Annotated in this window: 19 protein-coding genes; 12 read left to right on the top strand and 7 right to left on the bottom strand. The window is 68.7% G+C overall.

Annotation, left to right across the window (positions count from 1 at the left end; genetic code table 11):
• Window position 1: 1 nt before the first annotated feature.
• The 4 genes from JK358_RS31510 (at window position 2) to JK358_RS31495 (ending at window position 4764) form a co-directional block, all read left to right on the top strand.
• Window positions 2–2212 carry an MMPL family transporter gene (locus tag JK358_RS31510; RefSeq protein WP_201954803.1) on the top strand — a complete coding sequence of 737 codons (2211 nt, stop codon included), beginning with the start codon at window positions 2–4 and terminating at the stop codon, window positions 2210–2212.
• Window positions 2209–2622 (top strand): hypothetical protein, encoded by a 414-nt coding sequence (locus JK358_RS31505; protein WP_201954802.1) that lies wholly within the window; start codon window positions 2209–2211, stop codon window positions 2620–2622. The genes JK358_RS31510 and JK358_RS31505 overlap by 4 nt, the downstream gene beginning before the upstream one ends.
• 104 nt (window positions 2623–2726) lie before the next feature.
• The gene (locus JK358_RS31500) at window positions 2727–3782 is read left to right on the top strand and encodes a hypothetical protein (RefSeq protein WP_201954801.1); all 1056 of its coding nucleotides are present in this window, start codon (window positions 2727–2729) and stop codon (window positions 3780–3782) included.
• Window positions 3783–3981: 199 nt separating this feature from the next.
• Complete coding sequence (locus tag JK358_RS31495; RefSeq protein ID WP_201954800.1) at window positions 3982–4764, top strand: SGNH/GDSL hydrolase family protein; 783 nt, start codon at window positions 3982–3984, stop codon at window positions 4762–4764.
• 22 nt (window positions 4765–4786) lie between these two features.
• On the opposite strand, the gene JK358_RS31490 is transcribed toward JK358_RS31495, so the two are convergent.
• On the bottom strand, window positions 4787–5740 hold the full coding sequence (locus tag JK358_RS31490) for an oxidoreductase (protein ID WP_201954799.1): 954 nt from the start codon (window positions 5738–5740) through the stop codon (window positions 4787–4789).
• Between the two features lie 253 nt (window positions 5741–5993).
• Here JK358_RS31490 and JK358_RS31485 point away from each other — a divergent pair, with 253 nt between their 5' ends.
• Window positions 5994–6401 carry a phage holin family protein gene (locus tag JK358_RS31485; RefSeq protein ID WP_201954798.1) on the top strand — a complete coding sequence of 136 codons (408 nt, stop codon included), beginning with the start codon at window positions 5994–5996 and terminating at the stop codon, window positions 6399–6401.
• Here JK358_RS31485 and JK358_RS31480 read toward each other — a convergent pair.
• The 3 genes from JK358_RS31480 to JK358_RS31470 form a co-directional block, all read right to left on the bottom strand.
• Window positions 6379–7071 (bottom strand): DsbA family protein, encoded by a 693-nt coding sequence (locus JK358_RS31480; RefSeq protein ID WP_201954797.1) that lies wholly within the window; start codon window positions 7069–7071, stop codon window positions 6379–6381. The genes JK358_RS31485 and JK358_RS31480 overlap by 23 nt on opposite strands.
• 7 nt (window positions 7072–7078) lie before the next feature.
• Window positions 7079–7684 carry a hypothetical protein gene (locus JK358_RS31475; protein ID WP_201954796.1) on the bottom strand — a complete coding sequence of 202 codons (606 nt, stop codon included), beginning with the start codon at window positions 7682–7684 and terminating at the stop codon, window positions 7079–7081.
• A gap of 125 nt (window positions 7685–7809) precedes the next feature.
• Window positions 7810–10434, bottom strand: coding sequence for an SDR family NAD(P)-dependent oxidoreductase (locus JK358_RS31470; RefSeq protein ID WP_201954795.1), 2625 nt, complete (start codon window positions 10432–10434; stop codon window positions 7810–7812).
• A gap of 137 nt (window positions 10435–10571) precedes the next feature.
• On the opposite strand from JK358_RS31470, the gene JK358_RS31465 reads away from it, so the two are divergent.
• The 4 genes from JK358_RS31465 to JK358_RS31450 are packed head-to-tail and all read left to right on the top strand — an operon-like array spanning window position 10572 to window position 14236.
• Window positions 10572–12119 (top strand): flavin-containing monooxygenase, encoded by a 1548-nt coding sequence (locus JK358_RS31465; RefSeq protein ID WP_201954794.1) that lies wholly within the window; start codon window positions 10572–10574, stop codon window positions 12117–12119.
• Between the two features lie 15 nt (window positions 12120–12134).
• Window positions 12135–12734 (top strand): SRPBCC family protein, encoded by a 600-nt coding sequence (locus tag JK358_RS31460; RefSeq protein ID WP_307817829.1) that lies wholly within the window; start codon window positions 12135–12137, stop codon window positions 12732–12734.
• Window positions 12735–12752: 18 nt separating this feature from the next.
• Window positions 12753–12962, top strand: coding sequence for a hypothetical protein (locus tag JK358_RS31455; RefSeq protein WP_201954793.1), 210 nt, complete (start codon window positions 12753–12755; stop codon window positions 12960–12962).
• Between the two features lie 26 nt (window positions 12963–12988).
• Window positions 12989–14236 (top strand): KasA/KasB family beta-ketoacyl-ACP synthase, encoded by a 1248-nt coding sequence (locus tag JK358_RS31450; RefSeq protein ID WP_232852241.1) that lies wholly within the window; start codon window positions 12989–12991, stop codon window positions 14234–14236.
• A 74-nt stretch (window positions 14237–14310) separates the two neighbouring features.
• Here JK358_RS31450 and JK358_RS31445 read toward each other — a convergent pair whose 3' ends face one another.
• Window positions 14311–15228: an SDR family NAD(P)-dependent oxidoreductase gene (locus JK358_RS31445; RefSeq protein ID WP_201954791.1), complete on the bottom strand. Its 918-nt coding sequence runs from the start codon at window positions 15226–15228 to the stop codon at window positions 14311–14313.
• Between the two features lie 92 nt (window positions 15229–15320).
• Between JK358_RS31445 and JK358_RS31440 the strand changes: the two genes are divergently transcribed.
• The gene (locus JK358_RS31440; protein WP_201954790.1) at window positions 15321–16301 is read left to right on the top strand and encodes an SDR family NAD(P)-dependent oxidoreductase; all 981 of its coding nucleotides are present in this window, start codon (window positions 15321–15323) and stop codon (window positions 16299–16301) included.
• The gene (locus tag JK358_RS40175; RefSeq protein ID WP_269811946.1) at window positions 16298–16432 is read left to right on the top strand and encodes a hypothetical protein; all 135 of its coding nucleotides are present in this window, start codon (window positions 16298–16300) and stop codon (window positions 16430–16432) included. Before JK358_RS31440 ends, JK358_RS40175 begins: the two co-directional genes overlap by 4 nt.
• A gap of 57 nt (window positions 16433–16489) precedes the next feature.
• On the opposite strand, the gene JK358_RS31435 is transcribed toward JK358_RS40175, so the two are convergent.
• Window positions 16490–17278 carry a GntR family transcriptional regulator gene (locus tag JK358_RS31435; RefSeq protein WP_201954789.1) on the bottom strand — a complete coding sequence of 263 codons (789 nt, stop codon included), beginning with the start codon at window positions 17276–17278 and terminating at the stop codon, window positions 16490–16492.
• Window positions 17279–17470: 192 nt separating this feature from the next.
• On the opposite strand from JK358_RS31435, the gene JK358_RS31430 reads away from it, so the two are divergent.
• Window positions 17471–19081: a flavin-containing monooxygenase gene (locus JK358_RS31430; protein WP_307817828.1), complete on the top strand. Its 1611-nt coding sequence runs from the start codon at window positions 17471–17473 to the stop codon at window positions 19079–19081.
• Here JK358_RS31430 and JK358_RS31425 read toward each other — a convergent pair.
• Complete coding sequence (locus JK358_RS31425; protein WP_201954788.1) at window positions 18995–20353, bottom strand: ABC1 kinase family protein; 1359 nt, start codon at window positions 20351–20353, stop codon at window positions 18995–18997. The genes JK358_RS31430 and JK358_RS31425 overlap by 87 nt on opposite strands.
• Between the last annotated feature and the right edge of the window lie 174 nt (window positions 20354–20527).

The raw sequence follows: 20527 nt of genomic DNA, 5'->3' as shown, positions 1-20527 counted from the left end.
CGTGTTTCACTGGTTGGGGCGATGGGTGTACCGCGCGCGGTACGCCGTCATCGCGGGATTCGTTGTGGTGATGGGGGTTTCCGGGATCTACGGGCTCGGATACCAGGACCGGCTGACCGCGCAGGGGTATTTCGACGACAGCAGCGAGTCGGTCGCCGGCGCCGAACTCGCCGACGACACCTTCGGCCGGGACTTCGACGGTGATGTGATCGCGCTCTACACCGCACCGCCGGGCAGGCAGATCACCGATCCCGAATTCGAGGACGCCGGAAAGGCGCTCACCCAGCGGCTGCTCACCGAATACCGCACGCAGATCAAGGATGTCACCGGCTACTGGAACGGCAGCCTGGTCAAAGCCCGGTTCATCACCGACGACAAGACCAAGGCGTTCGTGAGCATCGGGTTGCAGGGCACCGGCGATCAGGACAGCGTGGACTTCTACCACCAGATCCAGGACAAACTCGACATTCCCGGGCTCGGGGTACAGGTTTCCGGTCGCGTCCCGGTCTCGGACGCGGTCGGGCTCACCATGGCGCACGATATCGAGCGCATGCACCTGATCGCCCTGCCGCTGGTGGCGATCGTGCTGTTCTTCGTCTTCGGCGGCGTCGTGGCGGCCGCGCTGCCGTTGATCGTCGGCGGACTGACCATCGCGGGTTCGTGGGGCATCATGCGCGCGGTCACCGATGTCATGCCGGTGAACAGCTTCGCCGACGCGGTACTCCAGCTGATCGGGCTGGGTCTGGCCATCGACTACGGCCTGTTCATGGTGAGCCGCTTCCGGGAGCAGATCGCCGAGGGCCGCGACACCGAACAGGCGGTGCGCACGGCGGTGGCGACCGCGGGCCGCACCATCGTCTTCTCCGCCACCATCATCGTGGTGTGCGTGGCAGGCGTGCTCATCTTCCCGATGGTGTTCCTGCGCTCGGCGGCCATCGGGGCGCTGGCCGCGGTCGCGCTGGCGGCGCTGCTGTCCATCACCGTGCTGCCCGCCATCCTGGCCGTCCTCGGCCGGCGCGTGGACGCGCTGGGCTGGGAACGCTTCTCGCGCACCAGAACCGCCGCGCAGATCGACGGCTCGTTCTGGTCGCGCCTGGCGCTGTGGGCGATGCGGCGGCCGGTCCTGGTGGCGCTGCCCATCATCGTGGTGCTGGCGGGCCTGATCGTGCCGTTCTTCAAGGTGGAGTTCACCGGCATCAGCGAGAAGTTCCTGCCACCGGACAACGCGACCCGGGTCGCACAGCAGGATTTCGACGCCACCTTCCCGACCGAACGGGTCTACCCGCTCAAACTGGTGATCGAGGGCGCGGACCGCGCCACCGAACGCGCCCTGGTGGCCGCCGCGAATACCGCTGTGGCGAACCAGGTTCCGGGCATCATCGGGGAGTTCCAGAAACCGGCGTCCGGGGGCGTCGCCAAGGACGGGGCCAATGTCAAGGTCTACGCCGCGAGCCTGGCCGACAAGGACGACGCGGACGCGGTGATCGGCGAGCTGCGCGCCATCGCACCGCCCGACGGGGTGTCCTACTACGTCACCGGAATACCGGCGCTGGAACGTGATTCGATCAACGGGGTGATCGACCGGCTGCCCTGGCTGCTGCTGATCCTGGTGCTGGCCTCGTTCGTCATGATGTTCCTGGCCTTCGGGTCGTTCGTGCTGCCGGTGAAGGCCATCTTCGTCAGCTTCCTGAGTCTGACCGCGGCCCTGGGCTTTCTGACCTTCGTGTTCTACGACGGGCACGGGTCGGGGCTGCTGAACTTCACCCCGCAGCCGCTGTGCTTCCCGGTGCTGGTGATCATGATCGCCATCATCTTCGGCCTGTCCACCGACTACGAGATCTTCCTCATGTCCCGGATGGCCGAGGCCCGCGAAAACGGCGCGGCCACCACAGAATCCATTCGCTACGGCACCGCGCACACCGGCGGCATCATCACCGCGGCCGCACTGGTGCTCATCGTGGTGACCGGATCCTTCGGACTGTCGGAGCTGGTGCTCATGCAGTACATCGCCTACGGCATGATCGTGGCCCTGGTGCTGGATGCCACCGTCATCCGCATGCTGCTGGTTCCGGCGGTGATGCGCATCCTGGGCGACGCGTGCTGGTGGGCGCCGGGCTGGGCCAAGCGCCTGCACCAGCGAATCGGATTGGCGGAGTACGAGATCCGCCCGCAGCCGGGGCACGCGCACGCCGCCGAGGAGGTGTCGGCATGAGGTGCGCCCGCACTGCGCTGATCGCCACGCTGGGCGGGCTGGTCGTGGCCGCGGGGCCGTTCCACGCGGTCCCGGCGGCCGCGGACCCGCCCCCGATGATCGATTGCGGGGACACCTACACCGAGGGCTCCCGGCTCGAAATCAGTTGTCACAACCCGGATTCCGCGCCGGGGACGGTGGATCTGATGTACGTGTGCAGCACTCCGCTGGACTTCGGCCGCCGGATCGTGTTCAACGAACCCGGCTTCACCGTCGGCGCCGGTGCGACGCTGCGCCTGACCCGGGACTGCGGCGCGGAGCAGGTGGTCGTCACCCATCAGCTCTGGACGCTCACCGCCGAGCAGCGGGCCGACAACGATGCCCGGATCGCCGGGATCCGCGAGCGCCGGGACCGGGCGACACCCCGGTAGGGCGGCGACCGCGGCGGGGCCGGGATGCCGGAACGGCAATTGTCTGAGACACTTGATCCGCAGAATCGGGCCCACTACGGGCGAGCGGAATGGGGAGAATTCCGATGACAGAACAGTTGGCAGGCAATGGAATCGACGTCGACGCGGTCGTCACGCGGCTGACCGATGCGAGCGTGGCGTATTTCATCGACCAGGTCAGCGGGGAGAACCTGGTCGCGCACGCCGATTCGCTGCTGCGCGATATCTTCGACATCGAGGAATCCCTGCGGGTATCCGACATTCTCGACCCCGCCGCGGTGCAGGGCAGCACGCTGGCGGTCATCGAACTGCTCACCAGCAGCACGCTGAACCGCAACTTCTTCGAGGCCATCGCGGACGCCGTCTACGATCTGGCGGCCAATGACACCTTCCGCCTCGGCGATGTCGTCGACCGCGACGGCGTGCGGAAGCTGGTCGCCACCGTCGCCGGTATGCACGTCATGTTCGAGCGCGGGCTGGACCGGTTCGCCGAGAGCCCCATGGTGGCGACCGTCGCCTCCACCTTCGTCAACCGGATCGTCTCGGGCGCGGGCGAGGCGGTCCGCACCCGGGCCGAACGGCTGCCGATGATGAAATCGGCGTTCTCCCTGGGGGATCGGACCGTCGGCCGGGTGCTCAGCGCCGGGGACAAGGCGTTCGGCGAACGCCTCGGCGACGCCACCGCGGCCGCCGCGCAGTACGCGGTGCGGCGCACCAATCACGCCATCCTGACCGTCATCAAGGAGACTCCGATCGCCGATGCCGCCATGGAGGTGTACGACCTGTTCGCCGAGCAGCCGGTCAGCGATCTGCGCGGGTTCATCGAACTCGAGGAGCTGCGCGCGCTCATCGCGGCGGTCTTCGATCTGGTCACCACGGTCAAGAACCCGGAGTACCTGAGCGATCTGGTCGGAGATGTCGTCGGCATTCTGCTCGAGCACTACGGGGACTACACCGTGGCCGGGCTGGTGAAGGAGATCGGCATCAGCCCCGAATTCCTCCGGGACGAATTCTGCCGCTACGCACCGGCGGTCATCGAGGCGGCCGAGCAGGACGGCATCCTGGCGGATCTGGTGCGGGCGCGCGTGGAACCGTTCTTCCGGTCCGAGCAGGTGCGCGAAATCCTTTCCACGGCAGGGTGACCCAATCGATTGCAGGATTGTCTGAGACAGTTTAGGCTATAGCTACCGGGCGCCGGACTCGCTGCGTACCCCAGCCGGTCACGACGCCCGGTTCGAAGGTGACCCGCCCACAACCCTCCTGTTGCCGGCGCATGCCCACTGTTGCGCCGGATGGGCGGGTCACCTTCACCGCGTAGGATCCGACCGAGAGGAGAGATCCGTGCGCGCAGCCACCCTCCGACATGCGATCGTGCCGCTGGCCCTGGCCGCCGTCATCGCGCCGACCACCGCCGCCGCCACGCCTCCCCCGCCACCGCCCGCGGTCCACCGCTATGTGGCACTGGGCGATTCCGGGGCCGCGGTCGGCTCACTGGACCGGCTGCAACCGGGCAGCCCGCCGTATTGCGCTCGCGCCCAGGACAATTACCCCTCGGTCCTGGCCCGCACCCTGAACGTCGCCGAATTCGCCGACGCGTCCTGCTCCGGCGCGAAGACGGCCGATATGACCGCACCGCAGTACGGCCGGGACGGCGGCCCCAATCCCGCCCAATTCGACGCCCTCACCCCGGACACCGACCTGGTCACCCTCACCCTGGGCGCGAACGATATCGGCGTGTTCAACGTCAATGTGATCACCGACGAACAACTCGCGACCGTACGCCGCAATGTCGGCGCGGTGCTCGACGGCATCCACCAGCGCGCCCCGCACGCGACCGTCGTCCTCACCACCTACCTGCGCTACTTCCCCGAGAACGCGGGCTGCTACGGCTTCACCGATCAGGGCGGACAGCAACGCCTCACCGACACGCTGCGGGAGACCGCACTGACCCACGACGCCCGCTTCGCCGACAACTTCCGCACGACCGGCCACGATATGTGCGCCCCCGCCGAGGCGCGCTGGGTCAACGGCCCCAGACCCGGCAGCGCCTCGGTTCCCCTGCACGCCAACGCCGCCGGACAGGAGTACCTGGCGGCCGTGGTCGCCGCGACCCTGCGCGACTGAGCAGCGCCACCCGTACCCGGAGTCAGGAGGCGGGCGGCCACCCGTACTCGACGCCGGTGAGCCGCTCGCTCAGCCGCCACAACCAGCGGGCGTAGGCGCGGCTGTAGGCGAGCGGATTTCGCACCGTGCGGCGCGGATATCCGGCGATCTCGAATCCCGGTCCCAGATAGGTGTTTCCGGGCAGGGCCGGGGCGGTCGCGGCGTAGAGCTGTGGCAGTGCGCCCATACCGTCGGACTGCGCCAGAGCGAACAGAGCCCGCTGCGGAACGGCGGCCAGCGCGCCGAGCACGCCGCGCTCACCATTGCGGTCGTAGAGGTGCGTGGCCGACAGGCCCGGATGCGCGGCGACGGCCGTCAGCGCGGTGCCGGCCGCCCGCGCCCGGCGATTCAACTCGGCGGTGAACAGCAGATTGGCCAGCTTGGACTGGGAGTAGGCGGGCCAGCGCAGGTACAGCAGCCGCCAGTTCGGATCCAGCGGATTGATCACGCCACCCCAGGCGGCGACCGAGGACACCGTCACCACGCGCGGTTCGGGCGCGCGCAGCAGGGCGGGCAGGATCGCGCCCGTGAAGGCGAAGTGGCCCAGGTGATTCGTGCCGAACTGGGCGTCGAATCCATCGGCGGTGCGCGAGCGCGGCACCGCCATCACCCCGGCATTGTTCACCAGCAGATCCACCGCGCCGACGCTGACATCGATATGGTCGGCGGCGCGGCGCACCGAGGCCAGATCGGCCAGATCCAGGGGCAGCACTTCGGGTTTCGGGCCCGTCGCGGCGGCCGCCACGGCCTCCACCGCCGTCGCGGCCTTCAATTCGTTGCGGCAGGCCAGCAGTACGCGAGCGCCCTTGGCCGCCAAGGCTTCCGCGGTGCGCAGGCCCAAACCGCTGTTGGCGCCGGTGATCACGGCGGTCCGGCCGGTCTGATCGGGAATGTCGGCCACGGTCCAGCGGCGCGGCAGGATGGGAGCTGAGCTCATGGAATGCCCCCCTGGCATCGGTGACGTCGGATAGCGGAATCAGTACAGCAGTCCGGCAGCCGAGTCGGAACGGGATCCTGTCCCAGCCGATCAGGCCACGGGGCCTCACGACGACTTGCCGTGACCCGTCCTCATCACGAATACCGCCGTCGAACAGGACAACCCTGCTGTCCCAGACACATTATCCGATCATGTTACGATGCAACAGACCGGGCGATGCCCCGGCCGAGGAACGAAGACAGAGGGGTCACATATGGCGGGCTACACGCGCTCCTACGACGGCGTGGCCGAGGTCCGGCCGGGGCCGGTCGAACGGGTGGTGATCCACCTGGTCGCCAAGCTGGGGGCCTGGGCGGGTCCAGCCCTGCGCCGCGCCGGAGCCGTCGTGCTCCGCGAGGCGGTGCGCGCCGTCATCGTTCTCACCCTGCTCGGATTCGCCTCCGCCGCAGTGTTTTTCGGCGGGTTCTACCTGCTCGGCGCGCTCGTGGAACTACTCGACACCTGGATGCCCCGCTGGGCCGCGCTGGGCCTCACCTCGACGGCGCTGTTCCTGCCCGCGGGCGCGGCGGCGCTACTGGGACTGTGGCAGCTGACCAAACTCCGGACCGTCCGCGCCGGCGCCGGACTGGCGGCCCGGCTCAGCGTTTCACCGCGGCCGTAATACCTTCCGGCGTCGGGCTGACCACCTCGGTACCGTCGGCCAGCAGCATCGGAACGCGCAGCAGGCCGCCCGCGACATCCGCGCGAGTGTGCGCCGCGACGAAATCCCGGTGCCGCCTTGCGGTTACGCATTCGTCGAGCCCCGGATCGACGACCCCCGCCTGCCGAGCCAGGTCGATCAATTCGGCATCGCCCAGCCCCGCGCTGCCGGTCGCCGGCTGCCGCTGGAAGGCGAGCGCGCGGAAGGCCCGCCATTTCTCCTTGTCCGCCACCGCCACGCAGACGCTCGCATTGGCCGCGCGCGAGGAGTACTCGGTCGTGGATTCCGCGTCCAGCACCGCCACGATGTCGTATTCGATGGCGGCTTTCCCGTCCTCCACCGCGGCGTCGATGGTCGCGCCGGAGACGGTGTCGAGACTCTTGCACAACGGGCACTGGAAATCCTCGATCAGCACGAGGGTGACCGGGGCCGCGGGATCCCCGAAGCGCAGCCGGCCGGATTCGAAGGGCGCGGGCCCGGCGGCGAGCGCTGCTCGTTCCCGGTCGGCCGCGCCGGAGTCCTTGTCCCGCGCGGCTTTCGACACCGCCCACACGATTCCCGCGACCACGATCAACAGCAGGACCGCGACCGCCGCGGTGAGCCGGGTGGACAACCTGTCACGTGCGCTCATCGGCGAGTCACCGTCCCGTCGTACTCGGCGCGGAAGTGGCCGTACCGGAGGGCGTGGCCGTTTCGGTCCGGATCTGTGAGCCGTAGGAGATCGGGCAGGCCACGGTCATCACCAGCATCGAATGATTGAGCCCGGCGAAGGATTCGTCGAGCGCCCGGCCGACCTGATCGGCCGTCGCGGGCGCGTCCAGGGCCGCTTCGAGTCCGTGCAGCGCATCGCGCACCTGCCCGGCGGAGACAGATATCGCCGCGAACGCGTCGCGCGCGATGGCCGGTCGCATACCGGCGACGCTCGCGTCGACCCCCGTGACGATCTCCTGCGCCAGCCGCGCGCCGTCGGCGGTGCGCTGCCGGATATCGGGGAGATCGTTGCGTCCCGCCGCCGCGCTGATGCCCTGCACCCGCTCGGTGAGCTGGTCGAAGGTGGGCCGCAGTGCGGTGATCTCGCGGGCTCCGGCGAGGCAGTCGGTCTGGCCCGGGGCGAGGGTGGTCGTGGTCGGTTGCGCGGCCGGGGCGCTGTCGGGCTCGGATCCGCAGCCCGCCGCCAGCACCGCGACGGCGGCTACCGCAAGCGTCGTCGTGGTGCGGGCGGGGTGTGGACGCGCGAATCCCATGCCAGATCCTCACGAGTGGTGGGGCGGATACGAACTCCGATACCTCTTGGCATCGTATCCGCTATTCCACGGCTAACTCGAAATTCCCGGCCGCGTGGTTGTCGAGCGGGCTGACGCTCCGCCGGTCAGCTCGCTGTGCGAATACCGGCCGTCGCGGCGAGGGTGAGCAATTGCGCGCGCCGGAGTTTGCCGGTGGTGCTGCGCGGCAGTTCAGCCACGAACACGACCTCGCGCGGCACCTTGTAATTGGCCAGTCCACCGCGCACGAACGCGCGGATCTCGTCGCCGGTCACCTCGGTACCGGGTTTGCGGACCACGAAAGCGGCCAGGCGCTGACCGAATTCGTCATCGGGTACGCCGACGGCTCCGGCGTCGGCCACCTCCGGATGGCTCAGGATGTGCTCCTCGACCTCCTGCGGGAAGACGTTCTCGCCACCCGAGACGATCATGTCGTCGGACCTGCCGTCGATGAAAAGCCTTCCGGCGGAGTCGAAATGGCCGATATCGCCGGAATCCATATAGCCGCCGGGCAATACCTCCTTCCGGCCGCCGCCGCTGTAGCCGCGGAATACGACCGGATTGCGGTTCACGATGCGCCCGCTCTCCCCCGGCCGCACGTCGCGGCCCTCGGCGTCGACGATCCGAATATCCACCAGCCCCTTCGGCGGGAAGCCGACCGTGCCGGGGGCCGCGCGCAGATCCGCCGGGGTGGCCACCGCCCCGGGTCCGATCTCGGTGGAGCCATAGCCGTTGAACAGCACATCACCGAATTCGTCCATGAACTCCGTGCCCAGCCGCGGCGGCAGCGGGGCCGCGCCGCACGGGACCGCCTGCAGGGTCGAGCAGTTGTAGTCCCGGCGAATCTCGGGCGGCAGGTCCATGATTCGCTTGATCATCGTCGGGACCAGGCAGGCGATATTGACGCTGTGCCGCTCGATATCGGCGAGCGTCTGTTCGGCATCGAACCTGCGGCGCACGATGATCGGCGAGCCCAGCGCCAAAGCGGCCAGCATGGCGAGCAGCCCGTACGCGTGATGCAGCGGCGGTGCGATGATCATGGGATTGCCGACGCGCGGGATGGGCGAGAGTCGCGGAATCTCGGTGAGCGCCCGCAGCATTCGCGGATGCAGCCGCCGCGCGTACGGCACCAGCTCGCGCAGCGACAGCTGCCGGGGCGCGCCCTTGGGCACGCCCGTGGTGCCGCCGGTGAGGATCACGATCGTCGCGCCGTAGCCGACGGTGCGCACGGGCGGCAGCTGCTGCGCGAGGAGATCCCGCACGGTCGGGCTGGCCACCGGTTCGCGCAACCGGGTGACCCCGTGCTCGTCGGCCCCGGTCCGCACCACCAGGCGATGCCCGGTGTAGCCCGAAGTCGTCAGTGCCGCATGGAATTCCGCGTCGTAGCAGACCAGGTCCACGCGTTCACGCCGCAGCACCTCGCCCAGTTGCGGGCCCGCGAATCCGTAGTTGAGCGGAACCACGTCGGCGGACAGCCGCGCACCCGCGAGCAACGCCTCCACGAAGCCGCGGTGATTGCGGCACAGCACGCCCACCCGGTTGCCCCGGCCCAGCCCCCAGCGCTGTCGCATTGCGGCGGCGAGCTTTTCGACCCGATCGTTCAGGTCCCAGGCGGATATCTCACCGAAATCGTCGATGACGGCCGCCCGGTCCGGGAAGCGCACGGCGAACAGCGCGAGCAGGGTGGACAGCGCCACACCGCCGCGCAGGGCGGCCACGGTGTGCGGCAGCCGGGCGGGCCGCGGCAGCACGCGATGCAGCCGGGCGCGGTAGCCCTCGCCCACCTGCCCGACCAGATCGTCGAGGAAATGCGCTGTGCCCTCGACGATTTCGATGGCCGCACCGGCCCGGCCGCCGGGCCGCGACGCCGGATTGGCGAGCTTCACATACAGCGTCTTGGCGTTCTCGACGGCACGGAAGTTCTCCAGCGCGTACATCATCGGCACGCCCGCGCGCTCCCACCAGGGCCGAATCGCCAAGGGCCGGTCCACGATCGCCCGGCACACCATGCCGGCGGCCTCCTCGGGCCGCATGCCCACGAGCTGTCCGTAGCGGTACACGCGGAACGGGCCGAGCATGGGTGACATGACCAGTTGCAGGTGGATGCTGGTGGTGGTGATGCCGTCGGCGCGCAGTTCCGGGCCCGCACCGCGCAACCAGGTGGCGAGGGCGTTCTTGGAGGCGATGTAGGCGGTCCACTCCACGGCCGGCATGTGCACGCCCGCGGTGGCGACATTGACGATGTGCCCCTGTCCGCGCGCCCGCATGGACGGCAGCAGAGCCATGATCAACCGGACCGGTCCGAGGTAGTTCACCAGGGCGGTGTCCTCGAAGTTGTCGAAGCGGTCGTAGGAGTCGGTGAGCCAGCGCCGGATCGATTTGCCCGCATTGCAGACCAGGACGTCGACGTGCCCGTGGTCGACGAGCACCCGCCGCGCCAGCTGTGCGCAGGCGTCCATATCCGAGAGATCGGCCGGATACGGATGCACTACGCCGCCCGCCGCGGCGGCGCGCTCGCGCAGATCGTCGAGCAGGGTCGCCCGCCGGGCCACCGCGAGCACGATCGCGCCGGCGCGGGCCAGCCGCAGCGCGGTCTCCCAGCCGACACCGGAGGACGCGCCGGTCACCAGCACGATCCGGCCGTGGACCGCCGGTTCCAGCCGCCGGTCGGCGATGCCCGGACTCGCGGCCCCGGCCAGCAGCCGGATGGACCTGGGGAGCGCAACGGTCATTGTTCCTCCTCGGTGATGCCCTGCCACCGAGAGTACGATGTCCCAGACAGCTGAGCTAGACTGTCTGGGACGATAGTTCTGGGGCAGCGCGGCCCCGCCGGGACGCGCATCAGCCCGCCGGATCGAAGGGCGCAGCCATGACCCTCGCGCACACCTCCCATACCGACCCCGACACCCCCGATGTCACCACCGCGGTGATCGGCGCGGGACCGGGCGGGATCGCCGCCGGCGTCAAACTGAAGAAGTCCGGACTCGAGGACTTCATCATCCTCGAACGCGCCGACGAGGTGGGCGGAAGCTGGCACGAGAACCACTACCCCGGACTCGGGGTGGACATCCCCGGCGTCGCCTACCAGTACTCCTTCGCACGAAACCCGAACTGGAGCAGAGTGTTTCCGTACGGCGCGGAGGTCCGGCAGTACCACATGGACGTGGCGCGGCGCTTCGGGCTGTACCCGCACCTGCGCTTCCACACCGAGGTACTGCGCGAGGAATGGGACGACGAGCGCGAGCTGTGGGTGCTGCACCTGGCCGACGGGTCCACTGTCACCGCGCGTTTCGTGATCAGCGCGGTCGGCGCGTTCATCCGCCCCAAGGACGATCCCGGCATCCCCGGGCTCGCCACATTCCGCGGCCGGATCCAGCGCCCGTCGGATTGGGACCACGGCTACGACCATGCCGGTCAGCGGGTGGCCGTCATCGGCACCGGCGCCAGCTCGGTGCAGATCGTGCCCGCCATCTGCGCGCAGGTCGCGAATCTCGAGGTCTTCCAACGGACACCGGTGTGGTGTGCGCCGAAACCGGATGTCACCGTGCCCGCCGCGGTGCAGCGCCTGCTCGCCGTTCCCGGCCTGGTGGCCCTCGGCCACGGCGTCGTACTCGCCGGCGTGGACCTGGTCCTGCGGGTGGGCACGGCCGCACCGCTGTGGTCGGCGAAACCCGTCATGCGGGCGTTCGACCGGGCCGCCATCGCCGGCTACCGCCGCTATCTGCGAATGATGGTGCGCGACAGGGACACCGCCGACCGCCTCACCCCCACGCACGGTCCGATCGCCAAACGCCCCACCATCTCCACCGGCTATCTGCTCGCCTTCAACCGGCCGAACGTCGCGCTGGTGACCGAGCCCATCGAGCGCGTCACCGAATACGGCATCCGCACCGTCGACGGCGTCGACCACGACGCGGACATGATCGTCCTGGCGACCGGGTACGAGGTCTTCTCCGATCCCGAGACCTACCGGCCCGGAACCATTGTGGGGCGCAACGGATTCGACCTCGGCAAGTTCTGGACCGAATACGGCCTGCAGGCGTACCAGAGCGTGTCGGTGCCCGGCCTGCCCAACCGCTGGACGCTCGTCGGCCCCTACTCCTGGACCGGCTCCGGCTGGCACGCCTTCGTCGAGATGACCGCCGATCACGCCGTGCGCGCCATCCGCGAGGCCGTCCGCCGCGGGGCCACCACCATGGAGGTCCGGCAGGAGGTCCACGACGCCTACCACGCCCGCGTCCACCGCAGGGCCGCCGCACTGCGCTACTACCTGGCTGAACTCAACGCCCACGTGCCCACCTACTACCGCAACTCCCAGGGCGACACCACCTACATCCGCCCCTCGGGCTTCTTCGCGGCCCGCCACGCCAACCGGCACTTCCCCTTCGACGACTACGCATTCAGCCGGAAACCATGAGAAAGAAGCGCCTCTGTGAATCTGACCGCCATTGTCATCGTCGCGGCCGTTGTCGTCGTTCTCGGAGCCATCGCCGCCGGAACAGCCTTGCTGGTCATGCGGTCCTGGACCAAGAAGGCGCTGGCAGGAGGAGGCTATGAACTACGACCGATCGCGGCGGAATTCGTCGACGAGTTTCTCACCGAGGGAGCGACTTTCGCGGTCACCGCGGCACGGGAATTCCCGTATCCGCCGCACAAGGTTTGGGACGCATTACAACTCAACGGCACCTTTTCCTGGATTCCGCTGATCAACGGTATTCGGTATCGCGACGACTTCCGGCGGGAAGGCGCGCTGCGCACCTTCGACGGCACGGTGGTGGCGGCCGAGGAGCGCGTGGTGATCATGAACCCGGGTAGCCGGTTGAGCGTCACCGGCACGAAAGCGTCCGTCCCCCTGGTGCTCAGGTCCTTCGTCGAGGATTACCAGCTCACCGAAACCGAGACCGGAACCACGCTGACCTGGACTCTCGCCTTCCGCCCACGGTTCGGGGCCTTCGTCCCGCTGCGCTGGACCGCCCCGTTCGTCCGCCCCTTCGCCGCCCTCGGCATCAAGGGTCTGGCGGCGCGAATCTGATCGAAACGAGGACCAGCCATGTCCGCACGCCACCCGCCGGAATCGCATCGCCTATGTCATCTGCGCGTCCGCTCCGGTCTGCTGGTCCTCGATTTTCGGGCTACGCTGGCGCAGGCGCGCAATTTCCTTGCCGCGCTCGATACCTGGTCGCCCACCATGCACGCGACGATAGACAACGACGTCTCCCCCGATCTACCGGCGTTGCCATGCTCGAGCCTGTGGGATTGACAGTGAGGACTGACTGAGTGCGAACACTGGAGAACTTTTCCACCCGGTACGGCGGATTCCGGAATGTGGTGATCACGGCGGTGGAAATCACCACCTCGATCGCCCCCGATACCGAAGGCACCTGGCAGGGATTGCTTTCCGGCGCGAGCGGTATCCGCGCCCTGGACGATCCCGAGATCGCGGCCACCGATCTGCCGCCCAGCATCGGCGGCAAACTGGTCGCCGACCCGACCACGGAACTGGATCGAATTCGCAAGCGGCGCATGTGCTATGTGCAGCAGATGTCGTACGCCATGGGAAAACGCCTGTGGGACAACGCCGGAACGCCCGAGGTGGACAAGGACCGGCTCGGCGTGTGCATCGGCACCGGACTCGGCGGCGCGGACGCCATCGTCGACGCCAACGAGGCCATGCGCAACGGGTACCGCAAGGTGTCGCCGTTCGCGGTGCCCATGAGCATGCCCAACGGCGTATCCGGCGTGGTCGGACTGGAGATCGGGGCGCGGGCGAGCCTGGTGACGCCGGTGTCCGCGTGCGCCTCCGGCTGCGAGGCGCTGGTGCACGCGTGGCGGTCCATCGTGCTCGGGGAAGCCGACATGATCGTGGCCGGCGGCGTGGAGGGCTACATCAATCCCGTTGCGATAGCGGGCTTCACGATGGCGCGGGCGCTGAGCTCGCGCATCGACGATCCGGAACGGGCCTCGCGCCCGTTCGACCGGGATCGGGACGGATTCGTCTTCGGCGAGGCCGCGGCCCTGCTGCTGGTCGAGTCCGAGGACCATGCGCTGGCGCGCGGGGCCGTGCCGTTGGCGCGACTACTGGGGGCCGGGCTCACCGCGGACGGATACCACCTGGTGGCGCCCGATCCGGAGGGGCTGGGCTGTGCGCGGGCCATGCGGCGGGCCATCGAAACCGCCGGGGTGGGCCGCAAGGAGATCGACTCGGTCAACGCGCACGCCACGGGCACCACCATCGGAGATCTGGCCGAGGCCAAGGGCATCGCGGCCGCCGTCGGGAACCATCCGGCGGTGTACGCGCCGAAATCCGCGCTGGGGCATTCGGTCGGCGCGGTGGGTGCGCTGGAGGCGGTGCTGTCGGTGCTGACCCTGCGCGATCAGGTGATTCCGGCGACGCTCAACCTCGACAATCAGGATCCGGAGATCGATCTCGATGTCGTGCACACCAAGCCGCGCTACGGGCAGGTGGACTTCGTGCTGAACAACTCGTTCGGGTTCGGCGGGCACAATGCCGCCGTGCTGTTCGGCAAATACTGACGTCCGGCGCGACAAGCACTGCCGCGCACGGTGATCGAACGGCCCGGCACCCCTCGGTGGCCGGGCCGTTCCGCTCAGTCCGACGGCCCCCGCTGCTCCAGCTTCTTCTCCAGATAGGCGTCGACGCGTTCCAGGACCCGCGGCAGCACCCGCCCGCGCAGCCCGGTGATGCTGTCGTTCTGGAAGACTCGCGCCGCCAGCCGCGCGCCGCCCGGTGACACCCGGGTGGCCAGGTACAGCGCCCGCGCCTCGATGGGCGTCGGCACCACCGCCGGATTGCGCGCGGCCACCCGCACGATGGTGCGCGCGATGCTGTCGGGGCTGTGCGCCACGAACCGCTGCGCCAGCGACGAGATGCTCAGCGTGCGCGCGACGGCCGCCTCGTCCGCACCGTCCACCTCGCCCTCGTCGTAGATGCCGGTGTCGACCAGGGCCGGGCAGATGGCGGTGACTCCCACTCCGGTACCGGCGAATTCGAGCCGCAGGCCCTCGGTGAGCATCTGCGCGGCGGCCTTGGTGGTGCAGTACGGGGTGCTCAGCGGAATCGGCGCGAAGGCCGCCACCGAGGTGACATTGATGATCCGGCCGCCGCGCCGGGACTCCACCATCTGCCGGCCGAAGTAGGTGGAGCCGTGCACCAGCCCCCACACGTTCACGCCCAGCAGCCGCTCCCAGTCCTCGAGTGAGTGCTCGAGAAACGGTCCGGCCGTGGTGAATCCGGCATTGTTCACCAGTACCCGGGGCGTGCCGAACTCGGCGCGCACATCCTCGGCGAAACTCTCCATGGCCGTTCCGTCGGCCACATCCACCGCGTAAGGTGTTGCGTCCCCGCCGCATTCGCTGATGGTCTCGACCGTTTGATCGGCGCGCTCCTTGTCGATGTCGGCGACGACCACGACCGCGCCCCGACGGGCGAAACGCTGCGCGGTCGCGCGGCCGATACCGCCGCCCGCACCGGTGACGACGACAACTTCGTGCTCGAAGCCTGTCATTGGGTTCCCCTCGCGGCCCGCAAGCCATATCTGGCGCTTACTGTCCCAGACAGTGTACACTCCGGAGCATCGGGCCGAGGAGCAGAACAAGCGTGAAACCCTTCCATCCGGGGGTCGCAGTGGTGACCGGAGCGGGCAGCGGCATCGGCCGCGGCACCGCCAAGGCGCTGGCGCGCCACGGCGCCGAGGTGATCGTCGCCGACATCAACTTCGCCACCGCGAAAGACACTGTGGCACAGATTCGTTCGGCCGGCGGACTGGCCTACCCGTATGCGCTGGACGTCGGCGACACGTCCTCCATGCGAGATCTCGCCGACCATGTGAAACGCAACCACGGCGTCCCCGACGTGGTGGTGAACAATGCCGGAATCCTGGTCGGCGGGCCGTTCCTCGACATCCGGCCCGCCGATCTGCGCCGCATCATGGACGTCAACCTGACCGCGGTTGTGTACGGCTGCCGCCTGTTCGGGGCACAGATGGCCGAACGCGGGCGGGGTGGCCATCTGGTCAATATGTCCTCGATGGCGGGCTTCACGCCCGTGCGACTGGGCACGCCCTACTCCGTAACCAACGCCGCGGTAAAACATTTCAGCCAGACGCTGCGCGCGGAGCTGGCGGTGCACGATATCGGCGTGACCGTGGTGTGCCCGGGGCTCATCGCCACCAATCTGCCCGCCACCGCGACCCTGGCCTCCCTGACACCCGAACAGGTGGCCATCGCCAGGCAGATCGCGGTGAAGGCGATGACCCTGCTCGGCATGCATCCGGACAAGGCAGGCGCCAAGATCGTCGACGCGGTGCGCCGCGACCGCGCGGTGGTGCCCATGCGGCTGGAATCCTGGCTGGCCTACCTGTTCACCCGCGCGTTTCCGCGCGTCACCCGGACCGGTCTGCGCCTGACAACCGGTCCGGAAGTCGAGCGTGTCGTGCGTTTCGTCATCGATCATCCGGCGGTTCTGGGCATTGCCCGCGAGGCGGGCGAGATCATGCCGTACCGTCGCGGACTGCAAACCTATTGGGAGCCACCGGACTACGACCAACCGGTCGCCCCGCCTATTCCGCTGAGGAGATGAGGACCATGGCCGATCAGCCGACTTCGCCGGGAGCCGAACCACCGGAGCGCCGCCATCGGGTGATTCTCGCCGTCATGGCGTTGACCATCATCGCCGCGCTGTTCGCCGCGGCCATGGTGGCCGCGGGCTGAGTCGATTCGCGCCGCAGCCGAATCGACCCGGGCGGTCGCACGGCGGTCGCCGCGAGGCTACGCCGTCGCCGAATGCCGGACCGGCACCGCGTGTGTGCCGGTCGCCGGGGAACCGAAGACCAGTTCTTCGAACCGGGCGACCACCCTGTCGTGGTACATGCCGAACAGGTCCTCGAACAGCGCCAGCTGCGCCTCCGACGGGCCTGTCCCGGTCTCCCACACCGCCAGCAGCGCCTGCCAGGCCAGCACGTGCAGATCGGGCGAGACCGCGTAGAACGCCTCGATCGCCTCGGGCACCTCGAACAGCAGATCTCCCACCGAGTTGAGCACCGCGCGCTGCATGCTCTGCCCGAGCTCGGTGAGCAGCCTGCGCACCAGGCCCACCTCCAGGGCGAGCATCCGCGCGTGATCGGGCGGCGTTGCGCGCGCGAGGATTTCGAGCTCCTCGACCTCCTCGCGCAGTTCCTCGAGCTCCGCGCCGCGCCCGCTCTCGGTGTAGGCGATGAGCGCGTCGAGCACGATCATGCGCTCGGTCTCCACGATATTGCGGAACATGTCGGCGGCCAGTTCGGGCGCGGGCATCGACAGCCGGAACAGCCGCCGATACACCTCCACGCCACCGGCGCGGCGCACATCGCGCACGGTGAAGCCGCGGCCGCGATGGGCGTCGACGAATCCGTAGGACTCCAGCTTGCCCAGCACCAGTTGGGCCGTCGCGCGATTCATCTCGAATTCCTCGGCGACCTGGCGGACGGAGGGCATCAGGTCGCCGGGCGCGAGCTCCCCGGTCGCGACGCGGCGAGCGAGCTCGTCGGCTACGTCGGCGACGACCGTCTGGGCACCCATCCTGTCACCTTTCGACAACTTTCGATTACGTCTCAGACAGTCTAGGCTCTCACCTTCCGTTCCGCACGCGGGTTCGCGGTGCCGACAGGCACACGACGAGAGGGCGACCGGCCGCCGACGGACGAATCCGCCCTGGCTCACTGTCTGGGACAATGCTACCGTCGAATCAGGCAGCACCAACGGAGGTGACCAGTGTCGGCAACAGCACCCGACTTCGACGTGGTAGTCATCGGCGCGGGCTTCGGCGGCATCGGCATGGGGGTCGAACTGCGCCGGGCCGGAATCCACAACTTCGTCATCGTCGACAAGAACAGCGATATCGGCGGCACCTGGCACGCCAACACCTATCCCGGTGTGGCCGTGGATATTCCGTCGATCTACTACAGCTTCTCCTATGAGCCGCCCAAGACCTGGTCGCGCATGTTCGCCCCCGGCGCGGAGGTCAAGGCGTACGCGGATCAGGTGGTCGACGCCTACGGACTGCGATCCCGAATCCTGTTGAACACCAGGGTGGTCGGCGGTGAATGGGACGAGGCGAACCATCTGTGGCGCGGGCGGCTGGACACCGGGCAGGAGGTCACCGCCCGGTTCGTGGTGGGCGCGGTCGGCGGGCTGGAGATCCCCCGGCTGCCCGATATCGACGGTATCGACGGCTTCACCGGCAAGGTGGTGCACACCGCGCAGTGGGATCACGACTACGACTACCGGGGTAAACGCATCGCCGTCATCGGCACGGGAGCCACCGCGCTGCAACTCATTCCGGAGTTGGCCGATGTGGCCGGGTCGCTGACGGTGTTCCAGCGGCGACCCATCTGGGTGGCCCCGAAACCGGACTTCCCGATTCCGGCCCTGGCCAAGGACGTCCTGGTGAACATCGGCCCGCTGCGCCGGGCCATCCGCGCCGCGGTCACCCTCGGCATCGACTTCGGCATCTCCGGTGTCGGCGTATTCCACAGCCGCATACCGGGATTGGTGAAGCTCGCCCAGCGCGGCGGCGGCCTCATGTACCGAGCCTGGCTGCCCGGCGACCAGGAGCTGGCCCGGCAGCTCACCCCCGACTACGCGCCCGGATGCAAACGGCCGTCGGTGTCCAACCGGTACCTGCGCACCTTCACCCGCCCGCATGTCGAGCTCGTCACCGCGGCCATCGACAAGATCACCGGCACCGACGTGGTCACCGCCGACGGCCGGGCACACGAGGTCGATGTGCTGGTGTGCGCCACCGGATTCCGGGTCATGGAGAAGGGCTACGCGCCACCCTATCCGCTCCGCGGGCGCGACGGCCTCGAACTCGGCGAGTTCTGGGACCGCAATCGCTACCAGGCGTACCAGGGGGTGTCGGTGCCGAAATTCCCGAACCTGTTCACCATTACGGGGCCGTACGGATTCGCGGCGGGCTCGTATATCGCCATGATCGAATGCACGGCGCGGCATGCGGCGCGGGCCATCACCGAGGCCCGGCGGCGGGGGGCCACGGCGGTCGAGATCAAGCAGGAACCGCACGACGCGTACTTCCGCAAATGCCTGCGGCGCGGATCGCAGACGATGTGGCTGTCGGACGCCTGCGCGGGATCCAATACCTACTACGTGAACTATCAGGGCGATCCCGCGCCCATCCGGCCCAGTACGCACTTCGAGATGTGGTGGGGGAACAAGCATTTCCCGTTCCGGCACTACACCTTCAGCAGGCTGCCCGGCGCGGCCGACGCACCGGCGTCAGGGGACGACCCGGGCGCGCCCGGCCGCCACGCGCTCCTCGTAGGCGCGCACCACCCGGCCGATCTCGACCCACCAGGACAGTAGTTCGTCGCGCACGCCATCGGTGCCGAGCTGACAGAGCAGGCCGAGGGTGGTGCCGATGGTGCGCGCCATGGCGGTCAGATGCGGCGGTAATGTCATCTGCCGGAACACATTCGACAGCCGGATCTCCAGAATGGCGACGGCCTGCGCGCGCAGCCACTCCTGGGACAGCCGGAAGTCCGGTTCCAGCAGCACATCCAGGAACGGCGAGACGATCCGCAGCAGTTCCTCGACATCGAAATCCTGTTCCGGGCGCACGAATCCGTGCCGGCGCAGTACCGCCTCCAGCTCGGCGGGCCCGGCGTTGAACAGCGGGTCGGCGATATCGCCGACCATGCGCGGGAACCCCTCCGGATACTGCTCGCACGCACCGAAATCGACGACCGCCAGCCGCCCGTCCGGCAGCACCAGGAAATTGCCCGGATGCACATCGCTGTAGAGCAGCCGGCAATGCTCGCGCAGGGTTTCGACGAACCGGATGATCTGGATCCCCACCCGGCTGCGCTCGGCGGTATCGGTGGAGGTGATCAACCGGGTCACCGGCGTGCCGTCGATCCACTCGCTCACGATGATCTCGTCGGTGCACATGATCACCTGCGGCACCACGAATTCCGTGCCGGCGGCCACCATGTCCGACGCTCGCTGCTGATAGTCGGCCTCGCGGTGGTAGTCGAGTTCGTCGCCGACCACCGAGCAGACCATCTCGATGATCCCCTGCACATCCGCGCCCGGCATCAGCGCACCGATCATGCCGCTCAGGCTCCGCAGCTGCCGCAGATCGGAGTCGACGGCGTCGCGGGCGCCCGGGTACATGATCTTCACCGCGACCCGGCGGCCGTCGTGCCATACCGCGCGATGCACCTGGCCCAGCGATGCCGCCGCGGCCGGACGGTCGTCGAAACTCCGGAACCGGGTGCGCCACTCGGGCCCGAATCCGCGCACCAGCACCTGCTGGACCAGCCCCGGCATCATGGGCGGCGCGGAATCCTGCAGCCGCGCCAGGGCCGCACCCGCGACCTCGGCGAAGTCCTCCGGAATCACCGTCGGGATCATGGCGCGGTACACCGAGGCCATCTGGCCGAGCTTGGCCGCGCATCCTTTCAGCTCACCCAGCACATCGACCAGATGCTCGGCGGTGCGCACCTGGATATCGCGTTCGATATCGGCCGCGGATCGGCCGATCATGCGTTTGCCCAATCCGGCGGCCCGGCGACCGGCATAGGCGACCGGCAGGGAAGCGATCTTGGCATCCCGGCCGATGCGGCTCGTGGGCATGGCCTGAGCCTGGTCCGCACGACGCCGGCCGGGGAAGCGAATCACCCGTCCCGACGTCTCATCCGATTGAGTTCCCACCATCACCCACACCGCCGCCGCTCCAACTTCGCTGTGCAGTCTGTCACAAGATCCTGAGAGATGATGAATGGCCGTGTTCGCAAACGATACCCGCCG

It is taken from the genome of Nocardia acididurans (assembly GCF_016741815.1).
Lineage (GTDB): Bacteria > Actinomycetota > Actinomycetes > Mycobacteriales > Mycobacteriaceae > Nocardia > Nocardia acididurans.
Note: the sequence above shows the minus strand (reverse complement) of the source record. Positions and strands in the feature narration are given on the sequence as shown.